At 38.9% G+C, this 18,768-nt stretch carries 16 protein-coding genes and 2 pseudogenes; all 18 read right to left on the minus strand.

Annotation, left to right across the window (positions count from 1 at the left end):
- Positions 1-326 precede the first annotated feature (326 nt).
- Positions 327-1,868: a flagellin N-terminal helical domain-containing protein gene (locus tag RT723_RS07330; protein ID WP_315946501.1), complete on the minus strand. Its 1,542-nt coding sequence runs from the start codon at positions 1,866-1,868 to the stop codon at positions 327-329.
- Positions 1,869-2,182: 314 nt separating this feature from the next.
- The gene (flgL, locus tag RT723_RS07335; RefSeq protein ID WP_315946502.1) at positions 2,183-3,694 is read right to left on the minus strand and encodes a flagellar hook-associated protein FlgL; all 1,512 of its coding nucleotides are present in this window, start codon (positions 3,692-3,694) and stop codon (positions 2,183-2,185) included.
- 10 nt (positions 3,695-3,704) lie between these two features.
- Positions 3,705-4,598: a flagellar basal body rod C-terminal domain-containing protein gene (locus tag RT723_RS07340; protein WP_428983647.1), complete on the minus strand. Its 894-nt coding sequence runs from the start codon at positions 4,596-4,598 to the stop codon at positions 3,705-3,707.
- Between the two features lie 183 nt (positions 4,599-4,781).
- Positions 4,782-5,716, minus strand: a pseudogene (flgK, locus tag RT723_RS07345) (flagellar hook-associated protein FlgK); the annotation flags it as partial.
- Between the two features lies 1 nt (position 5,717).
- Positions 5,718-6,794, minus strand: coding sequence for a flagellar assembly peptidoglycan hydrolase FlgJ (gene flgJ, locus RT723_RS07350; RefSeq protein WP_315946505.1), 1,077 nt, complete (start codon positions 6,792-6,794; stop codon positions 5,718-5,720).
- 211 nt (positions 6,795-7,005) lie between these two features.
- Positions 7,006-7,416, minus strand: a complete 411-nt coding sequence (locus tag RT723_RS07355) for a hypothetical protein (protein WP_216054504.1) — start codon at positions 7,414-7,416, stop codon at positions 7,006-7,008.
- A 46-nt stretch (positions 7,417-7,462) separates the two neighbouring features.
- Complete coding sequence (locus RT723_RS07360; RefSeq protein WP_315946506.1) at positions 7,463-8,557, minus strand: flagellar basal body P-ring protein FlgI; 1,095 nt, start codon at positions 8,555-8,557, stop codon at positions 7,463-7,465.
- A 9-nt stretch (positions 8,558-8,566) separates the two neighbouring features.
- Complete coding sequence (gene flgH / locus RT723_RS07365) at positions 8,567-9,289, minus strand: flagellar basal body L-ring protein FlgH (RefSeq protein WP_315946507.1); 723 nt, start codon at positions 9,287-9,289, stop codon at positions 8,567-8,569.
- Between the two features lie 18 nt (positions 9,290-9,307).
- Positions 9,308-10,096, minus strand: a complete 789-nt coding sequence (gene flgG, locus RT723_RS07370) for a flagellar basal-body rod protein FlgG (RefSeq protein ID WP_216054506.1) — start codon at positions 10,094-10,096, stop codon at positions 9,308-9,310.
- Between the two features lie 22 nt (positions 10,097-10,118).
- On the minus strand, positions 10,119-10,886 hold the full coding sequence (locus RT723_RS07375; protein WP_315946508.1) for a flagellar basal body rod protein FlgF: 768 nt from the start codon (positions 10,884-10,886) through the stop codon (positions 10,119-10,121).
- Positions 10,887-11,069: 183 nt separating this feature from the next.
- Positions 11,070-11,507: a DUF2802 domain-containing protein gene (locus tag RT723_RS07380; RefSeq protein ID WP_315946509.1), complete on the minus strand. Its 438-nt coding sequence runs from the start codon at positions 11,505-11,507 to the stop codon at positions 11,070-11,072.
- A 71-nt stretch (positions 11,508-11,578) separates the two neighbouring features.
- Positions 11,579-12,073 (minus strand): chemotaxis protein CheW, encoded by a 495-nt coding sequence (locus RT723_RS07385; RefSeq protein ID WP_315947168.1) that lies wholly within the window; start codon positions 12,071-12,073, stop codon positions 11,579-11,581.
- A gap of 72 nt (positions 12,074-12,145) precedes the next feature.
- A pseudogene (locus RT723_RS07390) lies at positions 12,146-12,964 on the minus strand (chemotaxis protein CheW); the annotation flags it as partial.
- A 5-nt stretch (positions 12,965-12,969) separates the two neighbouring features.
- Complete coding sequence (locus RT723_RS07395) at positions 12,970-13,737, minus strand: ParA family protein (RefSeq protein ID WP_315946510.1); 768 nt, start codon at positions 13,735-13,737, stop codon at positions 12,970-12,972.
- 9 nt (positions 13,738-13,746) lie between these two features.
- Entirely contained in the window at positions 13,747-14,712 is a 966-nt protein-coding gene (locus tag RT723_RS07400; protein ID WP_315946511.1) for an OmpA family protein, read from the minus strand.
- A gap of 11 nt (positions 14,713-14,723) precedes the next feature.
- On the minus strand, positions 14,724-15,473 hold the full coding sequence (locus tag RT723_RS07405; RefSeq protein ID WP_315946512.1) for a flagellar motor protein: 750 nt from the start codon (positions 15,471-15,473) through the stop codon (positions 14,724-14,726).
- Positions 15,466-16,635 (minus strand): protein-glutamate methylesterase/protein-glutamine glutaminase, encoded by a 1,170-nt coding sequence (locus RT723_RS07410; protein WP_216054514.1) that lies wholly within the window; start codon positions 16,633-16,635, stop codon positions 15,466-15,468. The genes RT723_RS07405 and RT723_RS07410 overlap by 8 nt, the downstream gene beginning before the upstream one ends.
- A 20-nt stretch (positions 16,636-16,655) precedes the next feature.
- Positions 16,656-18,761, minus strand: coding sequence for a chemotaxis protein CheA (locus RT723_RS07415; RefSeq protein WP_315946513.1), 2,106 nt, complete (start codon positions 18,759-18,761; stop codon positions 16,656-16,658).
- Positions 18,762-18,768: the final 7 nt, after the last annotated feature.

Consider the following 18,768-nt stretch of genomic DNA (forward strand, 5'->3'; position numbering starts at 1 on the left):
AGCACTGAACCCTAAAAAGGTTTCGGGCAGCACTTTAATTCGCCTATTGATATCAATACAAGTAGTGTGCCAGTTAGTTAAAGTAATCTAAATTTATAACAAAAAGTTCTTTTCAAAGCGTTTATCCATAAGGGGATGCGTTTTTTCAACTTTGACTATCAAAGCTATAAAAACAAACTTAATTACAAATATAACGGCAGATAATAAACGGCAATCAAGTGCCAAATACGGCAACTTTTTACTGATCGGCAATAAAAAAGCCTTGTAAAAACAAGGCTTTTTTTATGAGAAAACAAAATGGATATTTTAAAGCTAAATACCAAGCGTTATTGCTGGAGAAGTGACAATGCTGCTTGTGGTAACTGATTAGCCTGCGCCAAGATTGAAGTACCCGCCTGTTGAAGGATCTGGTTACGAGTCAATTCAGCAGTTTCTTGAGCAAAATCTGTATCTCTAATACGTGCTCTAGCACCAGAAGAGTTTTCAACAATGTTTGCTAAGTTACGAATAGTTGATTGTAAACGATTTTGGACCGCACCTAATGTTGCACGATTTCTATCGATTTTACTTAAAGCGCCATCAATAATCGCAATTGCATCTTGAGCACCAATTGCGGTTGTCACATCTATAGTTTCAATCGAAACTTCAACGGCTTGTGCCAAATCATTTGCGCCAGGTAAACCGGATAAATCGCTATTAGCCGTATTTGAACTTACGCTGAACAATACCGTACTGTCCATTTGTAATTGACCTTTTACAGTCGCATCTGTATCTGCAGGCGTTCCAGCATCTAAAGTTACTGCAGCACCAACGTCTTGGTCATCCGCATAAGAGCGACCTTGAATATCAACAGTCGCATCGCCACCGCCAGAATCAGCCCAATTAGTAATACCAATATTATCGCCCGCTTCCGAGGTCATGATAATAGATGTAGATGCGGCATCATATACAGCGCCTATACCTAATACGGCCGCATTTTCATTAACTTTATTCACTAACGTTTGCAAATCATCTTCGACTACACCGGTAGCTGTAAATGAAATGGTTTCCGTTGCAGTACCGTTGGATAAATCAAAACTAATACCATCACCAGCAGCTGCATTTGCAAAGTTTTCTAAACGTAATACCGTTTTAGCATCTGCATTTACACCAGTTGTATTAAATATTGAGTTTATCTTAGAGGCGATATTTGCCGCAGAATCATTTTGTGCGATAGATACTTGACCAGTATTAATACCTGCAATAGTTAATGTTTCAGCTGCTGTAGCCATTAAATGACTATTTGAATCAACAGCGGAACCTAATGTAGTATTTGCCGAAGCGGCAAGGTTTGAGCCTGCCATGTTGTATCTTGCACTACCTAGATCATCGATTTGAGCCGAATTAATAGATATTGCTATGGTTTCATTTGCTTGTGAACCTACTTGGAATTGTTGAACACCAAACGAACCATCTAATAATTTTTGTCCACCGAATGTTGTGGTATTCGCAATTCGGTCTAATTCAGATTTAAGCTGAATAATTTCTTCTTGTAGTGCTTTTCTATCTACTGTTGAGTTGGTGGCATTTGCCGCCTGGATAGATAAGTCACGCATACGTTGCAAGATATTCGTTGATTCTTGCATCGCGCCTTCTGCAGTCTGAGCCATTGAAATGCCATCATTTGCATTTCGCATTGCTACATTAAGACCGTTAATTTGAGATGTTAATCGATTTGAAATTTGCAAACCGGCCGCATCGTCTCGTGCACTGTTAATTCTTAATCCCGATGCCAATCTATTCATCGAGGTTTCAAGGCCGTTTGTTGAGCCCATTAAGTTACGTTGGCCGTTAATTGACGCAACGTTAGTATTTACAAATAATGCCATTGTTTTCTCCTTAGAACTTTATAGATAAATAACCTAAAGTTCTTTCTCCAAACTACGATTTGCATCTTACGTGCCAACTTATTTGTCAAACTTATTTATTAAGAATAATTACAAAGGAATTCACTAAAACGACTATAATCAATAACTTACGATGGTATTGAAAATTAACACTAGAGATGTGGTGGAAATATAGGCTTTGTTAGTAGGATTTTTAATAACTTGTGTTATCGGCAAAATTGGGAAGGATGGCGGCAATTTGACGCCAAATTTTAAATTAGGACTTAGTATAAATACCCCTTAGTCCTTAATAATGATTAGATATAATCAAACAATGATAATTTTTGCATCATTGCAAAACTTTGCTGTGATGCTTGCAGTCCAGTTTTCGACATTTCTAAATTAGTGATGGCTTCATAAATATCAATTTCTTCAATATTCGCCAACGTTGATTTAGTGACTTCTTGAAAACGATATTGGGCTGACATTTCAACTTCAATCGCATTTAAACGAGCGCCCATTGATGAACGAGTGTTATCAACTGTCGTCAACCCAGACTTTAATTCAGTTAATAAATCACTAACTAAGTCAGTTCTAGCTTGAGAGTCAGGTCTATCGATGTGAAAAACATCTCCAGCTGCGGGTACGCCACCAACATCAAATTCAACCCCATTAAAGGTGACTTTATTATCATTAGTATAATCACTAGGACCTTCTACTAAAGAGCCTGCACTGTCATACACTTCATATAATCCGCCAGCTAAAATGTTCACGGTGAAATCATCAATTGTATGGCCAACCGCAGGGTCCACTATATTTCCGCCCGTTAATGTTGCCGTTGACGCATTTGTTATATCTGGCGAGCCAGTATAACTGGAGCTGACCATTCCCATCGCATCAATGGCTCTTTGCAAAGTCCACATGACACTTGTATTTGATGAGCTATCAAACTGAAATGAATCGCCTGCGACAGGAGCTGGATTCGCTTGGGTCGAAAACTCAATGCCATTAAACTGTACTTTATCGCCCGGTGTAATGTCTAAAAAATTTGACTTGTTTGGTTCTAACGGAATAGCGACTCCACCATTATCTAGCACTTCAACTCTCACCTGCCCAGCGCCCGCTCCAGCAATAAAATTCACCGTAAATGGCGCATTCTGTGCTGCACGTTCATATTCTGCAGATTGAGTGACAAATCCCATAGAAATTGACGAGCTTGACAGGTTTGCGGCATTGGCTGTTGGCACATATGACGCAGATGTTGAAGGTACATTTTCGATAAATTGACTTGCCGGATCGCCAACTTTGACTTTAAAACCCGCAGCAATCAACACTTCTCTTTGTCCACTATCACCTTGATATTGGCGATAACCAAAATCATCAACTACATAGGTTTGTGTATTGGTTTGAAATCCCGAGAATATAAAATCACCATTCGCGTTAGTTGTATTAGTTAAGCCCTCAAATTGCTCTAAACGTTGTTGTAACTCTTCTGCAATTGCCGCCAAACTATTTTTATCCATGGTTCCGTTGATGGATTGCAACATCAACTCTTCAGCACGAAAGATCACATCAGTCATGCTGGCCACTGCTGACTCACTGGTTAAATTAAAACGCTCCGCAGATTCTTGAGACACAATATAACGATTAGATACTTCAATTTCTTGACGCAAACGTATCATCGAATTCGAGCCGGTTGGATCGTCTGACGGTTTTATGATTTGTTTACCGGTAGATAATTCCATTTGAGCACGATCTAAATTCGATTGTCTCAACTGTAAGCTCGCCATGTTTCTAGCAAAATAGTTAGCTGTTGCAATTCTAGTCATAATTTACTCCCTAACCCGCTGCCGATAACAGCGTTTGGAAAGTTTCACGAGCAACCGTAATTATTCGAGCTGCTGCTGCATACGATTGCTGATATTGAATTAAATTAGCAGCTTCCTCATCAAGGTTTACTCCCTGGATACCCGCTAACCTTTGTTCGGCACCTGACAACAAAGTCCCAAAAGAATCTGCTGATATTGCTCGACTTTTAGTTTCCACACCCACTGACGTTACAAGATCCGCATAAGCTTCAGAAAAACTATTGGTTCCGCCATCCATTCTTCGATCGGATTGAAACGCTAACATAGCTAAAATATTTTCATTGTTACCTGGGCCAAACGCTTTAGTTTCGTTCACCCCAGGATTATCAGCATGGGTTACTGTAAACACCTCACTTCCGGCTAACACACCTTCAAGTTCAAAACGGATACCCGTGATTGGGTCATCTATTATTTGGTCTGCAGGTATTGCCGATGGGCCACTTATTACCGCACCGCCAGAGTCCAGAACTTGATATGTTGTACCTGTTGCATCAATTTCGATGCTAATTGAATCATCTGGTAAAGGTCCAGGTGCCACACTAGAGTTACCGGTTATTTCATATAAATTAAATTTAACGTTGTTTGGGTTATTAACTTCCGCAATATCTAATGGATTTCCAGCTGCCGCTATTTTTTCAGGATCGTCAATAATGCTTTCTATTTGATTAGCACCATAATATGTTGGTCTCAGTCTGAACTCATCACCAGCGGATAATTGATTAACATCAATAGCCATCGCTAAACCTGTATCACCTATAATCAACTGTGTGCCTGCTGACATTGCAGCAATATCGGCAGGGTCAAACTGTTGTACTAAATTACCGGCATCGTCATAGATATCAAGATTTGTCCCATCGTATTCCATATCAAATTCTTGAGAAGTTAACTGCTCAGTATTTCTGATGTACAGTTCAAAATTAGTCTTATTTGTATTATTTGATGAGTTTAACGTTCTTGCTAATACATCCTGAGGATCGTTAATATCTCTAAAAATATTCTGTCCCGCATCCCCGTTCAAATCTAAACCTAATGATTGTTGACGATTAAAACTGTCTGCGATTGCAATTGCTAATTTACCAAGCTCTTGTATAGCTGGCAGTATCATGTTGTCTCGGGTATCAAACAAGCCGGTTAATGAACCACCATCTAATTGATTGGTGATAATTGATTTATTTTCAGTCGTTGAATTGGCAGAAATACCAATTTCCATCATGTTACTATCAAATTCATTTCTTTCTGCCGACAACGGAATTGAAATCCCCCCGTCACTAACGTTATACCTTGCCCTACAGTTACGTTCATCGTACCGTCTTGTAACTCAATTGTTTTTACTTGGATCTTTTCACTTAACCGTTTTAACAACAAATCTCGTTTATCTAATAGATCATTGGGTGGAAAACCCTGGCTACCAACTGCGTTTTCAACTTGAATTTTAGTATTTAAGAAGGCAATTTCTTCAGTCATTGAATTGATTTCTAGGACAGATGTTTGGATCTCTTCGTTAATCGCACCTAAGTGTTGTAAACCAACTTCTTCAAATAGTGTATTAAAACGATTGGCTACCGTTTCTGATCGGCCAATGAGTACATTACGTGCAGATATAATTGTTGGTTCTTCAACAATACCGTTAATACCGTCAAACATTTCTTCAAATGTGACAGTGATGCCTGTATCAGGATCCGCTAATAAATTATCTATTCTTGAAGCATTTACATAATTGGTATTGTTATATTCAAACTGCGACGAGTTGAACATAACTTCTTTAAAGTTATATTCATTAAACGTTCTTTCGATTGCTGAAAGTTGAGTACCGTTACCCAAAAATGTACTTCTAAAAGCGTTACCAACAGTGGACACGGTTTCAACACGCTGACGGCTGTACCCTTCGGTATTTACGTTTGCGATATTGTGACCTGTGGTATCTAAACCATATTGTGCTGCTGCTAATCCAGATACGCCTGTACCTAAAATACCACCTGCCATGTTATGCCCCTACCTTGCTGTTCGTTGACTGTATAACTTTGCCAACAACATCTTTGAATGTACTGCTATTTAATATGCCAATGATTTTATCTGCGTATCTTGGATCTGTGGCATATCCCGCTTTTTGTAGCTGTTGCAAAAATTGTTCCGGTTCAGCTGCTTTTTCTAAAGCACCTTCGTATCTAGAATTACTTTTAAGAAATTTTACAAAGTCATCAAACGCTTCGGTGAAGTTATTATAAACCCTAAATGGTTCCGTTTTTCTAACCGCAACCCCCTTCTCAAATTCTAGGGTTGATTGTGCGGCTTTTTCACCATCCCAATCTCTGTGCGCTTTGACATTAAATAAATTAAAACTAGACTCACCTTGTTTATCTTTTATGATGTGCTGCCCCCAGCCGGTTTCAAGCGCCGATTGAGCAATGATAACGGCTGGATTAACACCAATTTTGCTCGCGGCTTTCTTAGCGAACTGCCACAATGAATCTACAAAGTGCTCCGGAGACTCAAAGTTAACCGGCGCCTTATTGGATTTATGTTGGGTTTGACTGAGTTCTGATGCCACTGGTTTTTCAGAGCCAATAGCCGAAAAGCCTTTATCAATGACTTTATTAAAATCATTTAGCAGAGAATCAGGTTTGGATACCGTATCGGTATTTGCATTTGTTAGTGTTTGTGTTTGTGTTGGTTTATTGTCTAGGTAATATGATTGCCTAGTTAAATCTGCGTTATTTCTTAATGTACTTGCCGCTTTATAATTCTCAGTATCATTACTTAATTGTTTAACAATGATATCAGCAAGTCCCATACTACCATTTGACGCCATATCTGTCGCCAATTGTTGATCATACATATCACGAAAGAACTTAGTAGTATTGGAATTCATTGGATTGTCTTGTTCAAATGCAGCATTAGCTTGACGCATTGATTTTAACATCATGCCAATAAAGATAGATTCAAAGTGAGCTGCCGCTTGTTTAAGCGCCTCTTTACTTTCCGGATCTTTCGTTGCCTGTGCTTTTAACTGCTGTAGGCCAGTTAAATCAAGGTGGTTGTTAACATCGCCGATCTTACTCATTTGACATTCTTTTGACTTTCCAATTATTCGATAATGGGATATATCAAAAACTGAGCCAAGATGTTAATTAGGTGGTTTTTAATGATGGAAATGCGCGGAATTTTACAAAAAAATGATTAAATTCAAGGAAGGTTTTACGTGGTTATATAAAATGAAATCCCCTGATGAAAACTGCCTAACTAGACAGGTTCATCAGAAGGGTTCAATGCGATTAGTGAAGTAGTTTAAAATACTTACTTAACTCATCTTTTAATTCACCTGTAATGTCACCAATTAGACATACACGTGCGTTATTTGGAACGCGGGTGAAAATTTCTTCAATTTGATCTGAAATACTGCCATTGGCTTTATTAATCTCGTCTGCAAAATATTCAAACTCAACTTCTGTTTTAATATTAGTCATTGCTTCAAAAGCACCTAAGCCAATTGGTGTAAATTGAATTTCATTGTCTGCAATGATACCACCAGATAAACAGCAGAATATCTTTTTGTCTGCGAAGGCAACTTCATAAACATGATATTGTACTTCTTGGTTAGTATCCATTTCTAACATTTCCAAAACGGCAATGTTAGTATCCTGGTTTGCTGTTACGTTGGTAACAAGTGTGTTTGCAAAATTCATAACTATTCCCCTTTATTTCTAGTTATTTCTTACGTTTTAATAGCTGTTAAATAACAATCAGTTGACCGTCAATAGCACCTACTTGTTTTAATGCTTCTAAAATTGCCATCAAGTCACCAGGCGCTGCGCCCACCTGATTAATAGCGCGAACAAGATCGTCCAAGCTGACACCTGGGTCAAATACAAACGCTCTGGTATCGTCTCTAGCGACATCTATGATGGTTTGATTGGTTACAACCGTTTCACCATTAGCAAATGGCTCTGGTTGATCGACCTGCTGATTCTCTGCAATGGTGACCGTTAAACTGCCATGAGTGATAGCGGCAGCTCTTAGCCGCACATCTTTACCAATCACTATGGTACCTGTACGTGAGTTGACAATTATTTTTGCGGATGCATCTGCTGGTTTAAATTCTAAATTTTCTAATTCCGATAAATACGCAACTCGCTGTGAGATGTCTCTTGGAGCTAATACTTTTATTGATGCAGCATCTATTGGATTGGCCGTATTAGGTCCAACCAAATTATTAATCGTGTCAGATAACCTTTTTGCCGAAGTAAAGTCAGGTTCATTTAAATTAAAAGTAATGTAATCACCATTGCCAAAAGGCGTTGGTACCGTTCGCTCCACTGAAGCTCCATTAGGTATTCTTCCTACTGTTGGCGTATTAATGACAACTTGAGAACCATCTAGCCCCTGCACTCCCAATCCTCCAACCACTAACGAACCTTGAGCGACTGCATAAATATTACCGTCCGCACCTTTTAAAAAGGTTTGTAATAATGTCCCGCCACGCAGACTTGCTGCACTACCTACGGATGACACCGTGATATCAATGGTTTGACCTGGTTTTGAAAAAGCTGGAAGTTCAGCACTTACCACAACGGCTGCAACATTTTTAATTTTAGGTTTTAAGCTACTTGGTAATTGAATACCAAAATTAGCCAACATAGCTTTAAAGCTTTGTTCGGTATACCGAGTTGATTCACCAGTACCTGGTAAACCCACCACTAATCCGTAACCAACTAGGTGATTAGTACGAATACCTTGCACCATGGCCACATCTTTTATCCGAACAGACTCAGCTATCGGCGAAATGATCAAAGTGAATAAACATAAACTTAATAGTAATTTTTTCATATCGTATTCCTAAAACGGCCACGCTGTGCTCATGAAGAAGCTCGCTAACCAACCCGCTTCTTGAGTTTCAGCTAAAGAGCCTTTACCACTGTAAGAAATACGAGCGTTAGCCACTCGTGTCGATTCGACTGTATTATCTGACGCTACATCTTCTGAGCGAACAATACCGGTAATACGTATAAATTCTTGACCTGTATTAAGTGTTAACCACTTTTCACCGCGTATGATTAAATTACCATTAGGTAATACTCTCAACACATGTACGGTGATCTTGCCGTTTAAACTGTTACTTTGATTTGATTTAGCATCGCCCTTAAAATTGCCATCGGACTCAAGCCCTAACTCTAAAGTATTTCCACCAATAGTAGGAGCCAGTCCATTTAAACCAACTAAAGGCGACAAACTCGCATCCGTTTCTTTTTTAGTTTCAGTTTTTGCTGTTTTTGACGCTTGAGTATTTTCCAATAACAATACCGTTATAATATCGCCAACACGCCTAGCCTTAGTATCTGAATACAATCCATTAGACCAACCCGTATGGTATAAACTACCGGTAGATACCACGTTTTCTGTAGGTATCTCTGGCATAATCGGAGCAAAAAATGGATCTTCTTTTTCAACGTTATGGTTCACAGCACAAGCCGTCAAAAAACTAACAAGCCCTGTAACTAAGATTAAACGCCCACAACGGTTCATTTTTTTGATTAGTCGTTGTTGAAAAATTTGATTCATAATTATTTTCCTACTCGATTAAAGTTGCTGAGTAATGAAGCTAAGCATCTGATCTACTGTTGAAATAACTTTTGAGTTCATTTCATAAACTCGTTGACTTTCAATCATGTTTACCAATTCTTCCGTTACATTTACATTCGATGTTTCCAATGCGCCTTGAACAACAATACCTAAACCATCAAGTCCAGGATTACCCTGATTAGGCGCACCACTGACTCCAGTTTCAGTAAATAAGTTTTGTCCAATTGGTTCTAAACCAGCAGGGTTAATAAAGTCAGTAATGGTTAACTGCCCTATTGCCACACCAGCGCCTTGGCCTGGAATTTGAACACTGATCTCACCTTGCTGTGAGATAGTTACTGACTGTGCATCTTCAGGAATATTAACTTCAGGCTGTAATGGGAAGCCCGCACCAGATGTGACTAAACGACCATTTTCATCAATAGAAAACTGTCCATTTCTGGTATAAGCCAAGGTGCCATCAGGACGTTGTATTTCAAAAAATCCATTTCCTTGGATCATGAAATCTAAACTATTATCTGTGGTGGTCATGTTACCTTGCGAAAAATTCTTCTGAGTAGCTACAACTTTTGTGCCAGCACCCACCATTAGACCATTGGGCATTTCCGTATCTTGAGAAGAGCGCCCACCTGGTTGATTGATGTTTTGATACAACAAGTCTTCAAATATTGCTCGACTTTTCTTAAAACCAACCGTACTCGCATTCGCTAAGTTATTAGAAATAACCGCTATATCTGTTTGTTGGGCGTCTAGACCCGTTTTACTTATCCACAATGCTGGATGCATAGAAGTCTCCTAATTAATTCTTTTATACAATTCGTAATAACTGATCTTGGCTTTTATCTACTTCTTCAGCCTTGGTCATCATTTTTATTTGCAATTCATATTGGCGCTGGTGAGATATCATTTGCACCATTTCATCAACAGGATTGACGTTACTCATTTCCAACGCGCCACTTACAATGCCGATATTTGGCGATGCTTCACAAAAGCTACATAATTCATTTGATAAAATTGATTCTTTAGAACGAAATAAACCATCCGCACCTTTTGTTAATGCGCCGTCGGTTGGTGGTTCTATTAATTTAATTCGGTCAACGACTTCAAGGAAGTTTGCAGGTGCCCCCTGTGGTCTCACAGTGATGGTTCCATCTCCAGCTATTTCGACTTTTTCTATAGGTAATGGGATAATAATAGGACCATTCTCACCTATGATTGGTGTTCCTTTTGCCGTCGTTAACATACCGTCGTTGGTAATTTGTAAATTACCCTCTCGTGTATAAGCTTCGTCACCTTGTTTATCTTGTACAGCTAACCAACCTCTACCAGATACTGCAATATCTAAGTCTCGGCCTGTCGTCGAAATTGAACCGTGATCCATATTAGAGCCGGGACGTTCAGCCATTGCAAAAACCCGTGTAGGTAAACCTTCACCAAATGCCTGCATAGAACGCTGTTGTTCAAAATCAGACCTAAAACCGGCTGTTCGGGTATTGGCTAAGTTATTAGCATTCATTGAAATGCCAATTAAGTTTTGTTTAGCTCCGGACATGGATACATATAAAAGCTTGTCCATTGGTGTCCCCTGTCAATATTTCGACGTGATTATTACTGTTGTTTTGAGATTGCACTAAACGTGCCAAAGGATATGAAATTTGGAAGGGTTATAGATCTGTATCGTATTTAAAGGCTTATAACCTAGAGATAGATTAAGCTAGACTGATTTTGTGAAATGTTTAAATATGTTGATGTAAATTACTTATTTTTTATAAATAGAAATTAATAGTTCCGCTTCTGCACGAGGAATTTCACACTCAACAACGAGTTCATCAATGTCTGCGCCCATCTCTATCATTTTCTTAGCCCGACCATACAACTTATGTTCACTGGATTCTGAGTCAATATTACTTTGCAATAATTGAGTCGTGCTTGCTACTTCTTCAATTCGGACTTCTAATTGTTCAAGTGGAGCTAAACAAGCGGTAAGGTTTTTATTGATATCAGTTATCTGCTGCTGCTGTCGGTTGGTGATATTTTCATATATTGTTATTTTGTCGTTTTGCTCATCTAACTGTTTTTTCAGCACATCGATATCGTCTTGTTTGTCGGCTAAACGACGTATAATTTGACTAAACGCTAAAATAATAACAATAGCAAAACATAAGATAACAACACTGTTTATTGCAGGCCAATACATGATAAAACCATTTTAAATATTAGAATAAAAAAGGCAGCGATAGCTGCCTTAAATTAATAAATATCCGATAATTATAAATCAGATATTTCGTCCCATTCATCATCAGACATTAATTTATTTAAGTCTACTAAAATTAGTAGCTCACCGCCTCTATGACTTACACCTTGAATGAATTTAGCACTTTCTTCGGTACCAACATTTGGTGCGCTATCTATTTCAGACGTCTTAAGGTAAACCACTTCAGCAACACTATCTACCATAATGCCAATAACTTGTTTTTCAGATTCGATGATGACGATACGAGAATTATCACTCACATCACCTGACATTAACGCAAAACGAGCTCGAGTATCGATAACCGTCACTACATTACCACGTAAATTAATAATGCCTAAAACATAATCTGGCGCACCTGGTACAGGTGCAATTTCTGTATAACGCAAGACTTCTTGAACTTGCATAACGTTTATACCGTAGGTTTCTTCCTCTAGCTTAAACGTTACCCATTGCAATACTTCGTCATTGCCATCGGCTACATGATTTACTGGGGCTCTTTCTTCACTCATTTGAGCAACTCCTAATTGAAAACCTACTATTTTTTGTCTAGCATTTACACCTTGTTCAAGCATGGCAATTAAATCGCTGACATGCAACAAAGCACACATTTTTTCTTTAATCGTACCTAGCAACCAAGGTCTTTTACCTTGACCATTACGCCATTTTACTGCGTCAGGGTGAATCGTTTCAGTTTCAACGAGCTTTTCTGCCGTTAATCCCCAATCACTCTCACCTAAGGTTATTAAGTACTTATAATCGATCGAGTCTTTCATGTTTGCATCGTACTTTTCTGGCATTACCCAAAGAGCAGAATCAACCACATTTAATTTTTTCTCACGGTTTAACATGACACCTTTAAACCACTTTGGTTTACCAATCAAACTATTCACTTCCGTTAAGTTATGAATACCACCTAACTCTTTTAATGGCACGGCTAACACTAAACCTGCGACCTCAAAAAATAAAGCTTGAAATGGTTTATCAGGAAACTCGTCTACTACAACCGCCTTTTGCTGCGGTTCAACCACAACTTCAGCTTGGCTTTGAATATCTACTTCCGTACTCACTAAATCGACTGATTTAGCCTCATCTTTAATATTTATTTGTAATTCTTGTTCAACGTTCACCTGTTGCAACAACTTTTCAACTGCATTTGGCTCTGCAATTAGCGGCTCAGGTTGTTCTTTATAAGCTTTCACATTACTTACCGCTGACACAATTGGTCTCAATTGGGATTGTTGTTTTTCAGGTAGTGGCGCTTTAGCCAAATAATCAGAGCTTAGATTTTGAGTAGCTTGTTTTAACGACGAATTGCTATCGCCAACTGATTCGATCGCATTTTCATCTTCATTTAACAGTTGACCTAAATAGTCCAACATTACTTTTTCACTTGCGAACATCTATATTACTCTGATATTAATTTTTTCAATAATTCTGAATAAGCAAAAACACCACGGGCATTTTTTGCATACACAGGCAAAGGCAGCTTTTCCATACTGGCCGTTCTGAATTTTGTATCAATGGGGATAACACCTTCCCACACTTTATTACCGTAGGTATCTCGTAATTCACGATAAGCGGCAATCGATGCTTTTGTTCTCTTGTCATACATAGTTGGTATAACACAAATATCGTAGGTTTTAGATTGAGATGTTTGGATCAACTCCATTGTTCGGTACATGCGCTCTAAGCCCTTTAACGCCATACATTCAGTTTGTACTGGAATTAATACTTTGTCACATGCGGCAAGTGCATTTACCATCAATACACCTAATACCGGTGGACAGTCAATTAAGACATAATCAAAGTCACTTGCAAACTTAGTGAGCGCTTTTTTGACAATTAATCCCATTCCTGGCTTTTTACTTAAAATACCATCTAATGTCGCCATGGCCATCGTGGCGGGTAATATACTTAAATTGTCTACTGGCGTTTCCCAGATACATAAATTCCAATCATCACGGTTCATGCTATCTGATTGAGTAAATACATTGTATACCCCGTGTTCAAGCTCTTCTGAATCAATACCGAAATAATAAGTTAATGAAGCATGTGGATCGGTATCTAACATTAAGACCTTATGGCCTTGTTGGGCCAAAATAGCACCTAAAGTAACGACGGTTGTCGTTTTACCGACTCCACCTTTTTGATTCGCAACTGTCCAGATCTTCAATTTATTCACCTACTGGTCTTTATCGTTTGCTGTTCGTTCTTGATCTTTTCTGGTTGTGATCCTCAAACCACCATGTGGTAGTTTTATAACTTGGATCTCATCTTCATCAGACGCCATCTTAGATACTTTATCCGTTAAATCTTGTTGTAATTTAACTTTATCATCCGATACTTCATCATGCTCTAACCCAAATTTCGATAATGCAATGACAACTCTGCGATTCTTCGCTCGGCCTTCAACGGTTTCATTTGTCGCAATGGGATCATTTGAACCATTGGCTTTAATTGCAAGTCGTTGTTGGGTGATGCCAAAATCTTCTAACAAACTAGTTACAGATGCAGCACGAGCTGCAGATAATTGCCAATTAGAAGTAAATATTTCATTGTTAATAGCAAGGCTATCCGTATAACCTCTTATTTCAATATGGTTATTTACACTCGATAATACTTTAGCTATTTGATTTAAAATTATAGAAGCCGCAGGGCTTGCTGTGGCACTACCCGATGCGAATAACATACCTGAATTTAACTCAATCGTTAACCAATCATCATCCAACTCAAACTTTGCTAATCCATTTTCAGTCAATTGGTACAATGCCATTTGCATATCATGTTTTAAACCTTGTAAAGGGTTACCCAGTTTTTTATCTAAAGACTCTGTAATTGATAAATCTTCAGTGGTTAACTTAGGTCCTTTCTCTGGCAGTAAGTGATTGCCGTCAAGTAACTCGTTTTGAGCAACTTGATTCATTAATAAACCTTCACCTTGAGAACCTTTGCCTTTATCGCCAGCGATTTGAAAAACTTTGCCCAACGACTCTGATAAGACATTAAAAGAATCTTCTTTCACGATTGCAGAAGCATATAAAACAACAAATAAAGCAAACATAAGGGTCATATAATCAGCATAGGAAACCATCCAACGTTCTTGACTTGGATGTTTGCTTAACTCACTAACGCGTCTTAGTCGGCCCATACGTTATTACTCTATACAAATTCACGTTGATAAGCGTCTAACTTTCTGGAAATATTCTGTGGGTTTTCTCCGTTTGCAGTACTTAGCAAACCAAGAATGATCATTTCGCGGTATAAAAGTTCTTCATCAATTTGTGTTTTTAGCTTTTCGCCAAAAGGGATAAATAATAAATTTGCACTGGCAACACCATATATTGTGGCTACAAATGCCGTTGCTATACCTTGGCCTAAGACAAGAGGATCATTAATGTTGGCCATTGCTTGGATCAAGCCTAATACAGCCCCAATAATCCCTATAGTTGGACTATATCCCCCCAGTGATTCGTATACATTAGCCGCTCTATTTTTATGTTCACTTTCTAGCTGGGCTTCTAACTCTAAAGATTCTCTAAGCACGTCTTTATCCACGCCATCGATTAACATCATTAAAGCTTTTTTTACAAAGGGATCTGTTTCTGTATGGACCTGATGTTCAAGCGCTAAAAAACCTTTTTGTCGAGCGATGTCAGCCCATTTACAAAGTTTCAGTTTATATAAATTGAAGTCATAAGTTGGCGATTTCCAAATTAATGGAAACAAGGTAATACTATGAATAAAATCTGATTTTGGCGTTTGCAACATAACGGCACCAAAAGTGCCACCAAACACAATAATAAAAGCAGGTAACTGAAATAAAGCGGATATGCCACCTCCTTCAACCGCGTAACCACCAAAAACAGCAGCGATAGCAATCACTAAGCCTGTAAAGGCAAGCTTATCCATAGTTTAGCTCTTTTAAAATTGCAGGCCCCATTTCATCTAATGAGATGTTTTCTTCTGCAATACCAGCAACCGTGACCGCTTGAGGCATTCCATAAACAACACAGCTCTGTTCGTCTTGAGCCCAAATTTTACCACCGCGTTGTTTCAACATTCTTGAACCCTCACGGCCATCAGCTCCCATGCCAGTTAGAATGACCCCTAACACATCACCACCATATATTTTTGCGGCGCTACCAAAAGATAAATCAACGCTAGGCTTGTACGTCATTTTGGCTGAATTATCTTCTAATATTTTTATCGTCGCGTTTGGTGCTCGTCCTTCAATCAACATTTGTTTACCGCCAGGCGCTAAATATGCAACCCCAGGTCTTAATACATCGCCATGTTCAGCTTCTTTTACTGAGATCTTACATAACGAATTTAATCGAACCGCAAATGCTGGTGTAAAGGCTGCTGGCATATGCTGTACTAAAATGATGGGTAAATTAAAATTACTTGGTAAACTTGTAAGTACTTTTTGTAATGCTACAGGACCTCCAGTTGAAGTGCCTATCGCTAGTAACTTATAACTTTTGCCTGACGACTTTCTAGCCACATTACTTCGGCTAATCGATGGACGGCCCAAGTTATTTGATAATGACGATGTTGTAGACCTAGCAGATATACCTGAAGTAGGTCTGGATAAACTAGATGTAGGAGTTCTTGTGGAGGTTGAACTGGTCAACGTTGACGAAGGCGCTCTTACAGGTCGTCGCATCATGCCAGAGCGTCGACCTAAGGCATGTACTCTGTCTTGAAGAACCTTGGTCCCTTCTTTTTTATCCTTTGCAATGTCTTCAAACTTTTTAGGTAAAAAGTCTAAAGCACCGGCTTCTAATGCATCTAAAGTCGCTTTAGCACCATCATGAGTCAGTGATGAAAACATGATTATTGGTGTCGGTGACTCTTTCATTATATGACGGACAGCGGTAATACCGTCCATCACCGGCATTTCAATATCCATGGTAACAACATCAGGCCGTAAGGATTTAGTTTTATCAACCGCGTCTTTTCCGTTAACAGCATCACCTACAACCTGTAAATCAGGATGTGCGTTTAATATCTCAGCGACTCTGCGTCTAAAAAATGCTGAGTCATCTACCACCAATACTTTTATAGCCATTTGATATTATATTTAAGCCTTTAATTTAAACGACGGGCGTAATGTTTAAATAAATTTGGTACATCAAAAATCAACGCAATCCCACCATCAGATGTAATGGTTGCTCCCGCCATACCCGGCGTTCCTTGCAACATAGCATCTAATGGTTTAATAACCACTTCTTCTTGACCAATCAATGAGTCCACAACAAAACCAACTTGTTGAGTACCAATTTGCACAACAACAACATGACCTTCTTTTCTATCCGCACTCGATTTTGGATTTTTCACTAACCAGTCTTCAAGATAAAATAATGGGATAGCACGTTCTCTTACCGTTACCGTTTTCTGACCATCGACTATATTCGTTTTAGTTAAGTCTAAATGTATGATCTCATTAACTGTTGATAAAGGTAAGGCAAAAATAAGGTCACCCACCACTACCATCAATGTTGGCAAGATTGCTAATGTTAATGGCACTTTAATTTGTAGTATTGTGCCTTTACCTAATTCTGATTGAATCTCTACTGAGCCATTTAACTGTGTGATCTTTGTTTTCACCACATCCATTCCAACACCACGACCTGAAATCTCTGAAATTTCAGTTTTGGTTGAAAATCCTGGAGCAAAAATTAAGTTATACGCTTCAGTATCTGACAAACGGGCCGCTGAATCAGCATCTAACACCCCTTTATCTATAGCAATTTGTTTCAGCTTTTCTGGGTCCATCCCTTTACCATCATCTTCGATAGTTAAAAGAATGTGATCGCCTTCTTGTGACGCAGAAAGACGTACAGTACCCATTCTCGGTTTACCTGCACCTTCACGGTCATCTGGCATTTCAATACCATGGTCAACTGAGTTTCTCACTAAATGGACCAATGGATCCGCGAGCGCTTCAACCAAGTTTTTATCTAAATCAGTTTCTTCACCAACTAACTCTAACGTGATTTCTTTGTTTAAGCTTCGAGACAAATCCCTTACAACTCTAGGGAAACGTCCAAACACCTTTTTGATAGGCTGCATGCGGGTTTTCATTACCGCACCTTGCAAGTCACCGGTGACAACATCTAAATTTGATATTGCTTTCGTCATTGCTTCATCTGAGCCAAAACTAACACCTAGACTCACTAAACGATTTCGGACAAGTACTAACTCACCCACCATATTCATGATTTCATCTAAACGTTTAGTATCAACCCGGACTGTTGTTTCAGCTTGAGGTGCTGCTTTTTCTTTCACAGGAGCTTTAACAGCAGCAATAGGTGCTGGTGCTGAAGGTTTAGCTGCTGGAGCTGGCACCGGCTTTTTAGGTGGTGTAGGTGCTGGAGCGGCCTGTTCAGGTTCTTTTGGTGTTGGTGAAGGTTTATTACCTTTAGTTGGCGAAGCACCTTTACCATGAAGTTCATCTAATAACGATTCAAATTCGTCGTCACTTATTTCATCACCACCAAAATTAGGTGGTGCGATAGGATCTGGTTCTTTAGACTCAGATTTCGCGTCAACTTTGAATGATCCTTTACCATGAAGTTCATCTAATAAAGCTTCAAAATCATCATCGGAAATATCATCGCCAGAGCCAAAATCTGGCGTAGTTTGAGGAGCAACATCTTCTGTTTTTTCTGGGGTAGATGGTTTGCCATGAAGTTCATCTAATAAAGCTTCAAATTCATCTTCTGAGATTTCATTAATATCGCTACTATCATCTGAAACAGCAGTAGCTTCAGTTGATTCTACCGCAGTAGATTCATCTTCAGATTCTGGTGAACAATAACGATGAAGAGCATGTAATAATTCAGGGTCAGCAGGTGAAGGATCTTCACCAGCTTGTACTTGAGCAAACATTTCATTTACGGTATCAAGCGCTTGCAGAATAACATCCATTAACTCGGCTGTTACTTTGCGCTTTCCCGTTCTGAGAATATCAAACACATTCTCAGCACCGTGACACGCGTCAACTAAATTTGTTAAAGCTAAAAAGCCCGCTCCACCTTTGACAGTGTGAAAGCCTCGGAAAATTGAATTCAATAAACCAGCATTTTCTGGATCGTTTTCCAGTTCTACTAATTCTTCAGATAATAATTCTAATATTTCTGCTGCTTCAATTAAGAAATCTTGTAATATCTCTTGATCCACATCCAAAGCCATGCGGCCG

The organism is Psychrosphaera aquimarina (assembly GCF_032461525.1).
Classification (GTDB): Bacteria; Pseudomonadota; Gammaproteobacteria; order Enterobacterales; family Alteromonadaceae; genus Psychrosphaera; species Psychrosphaera aquimarina.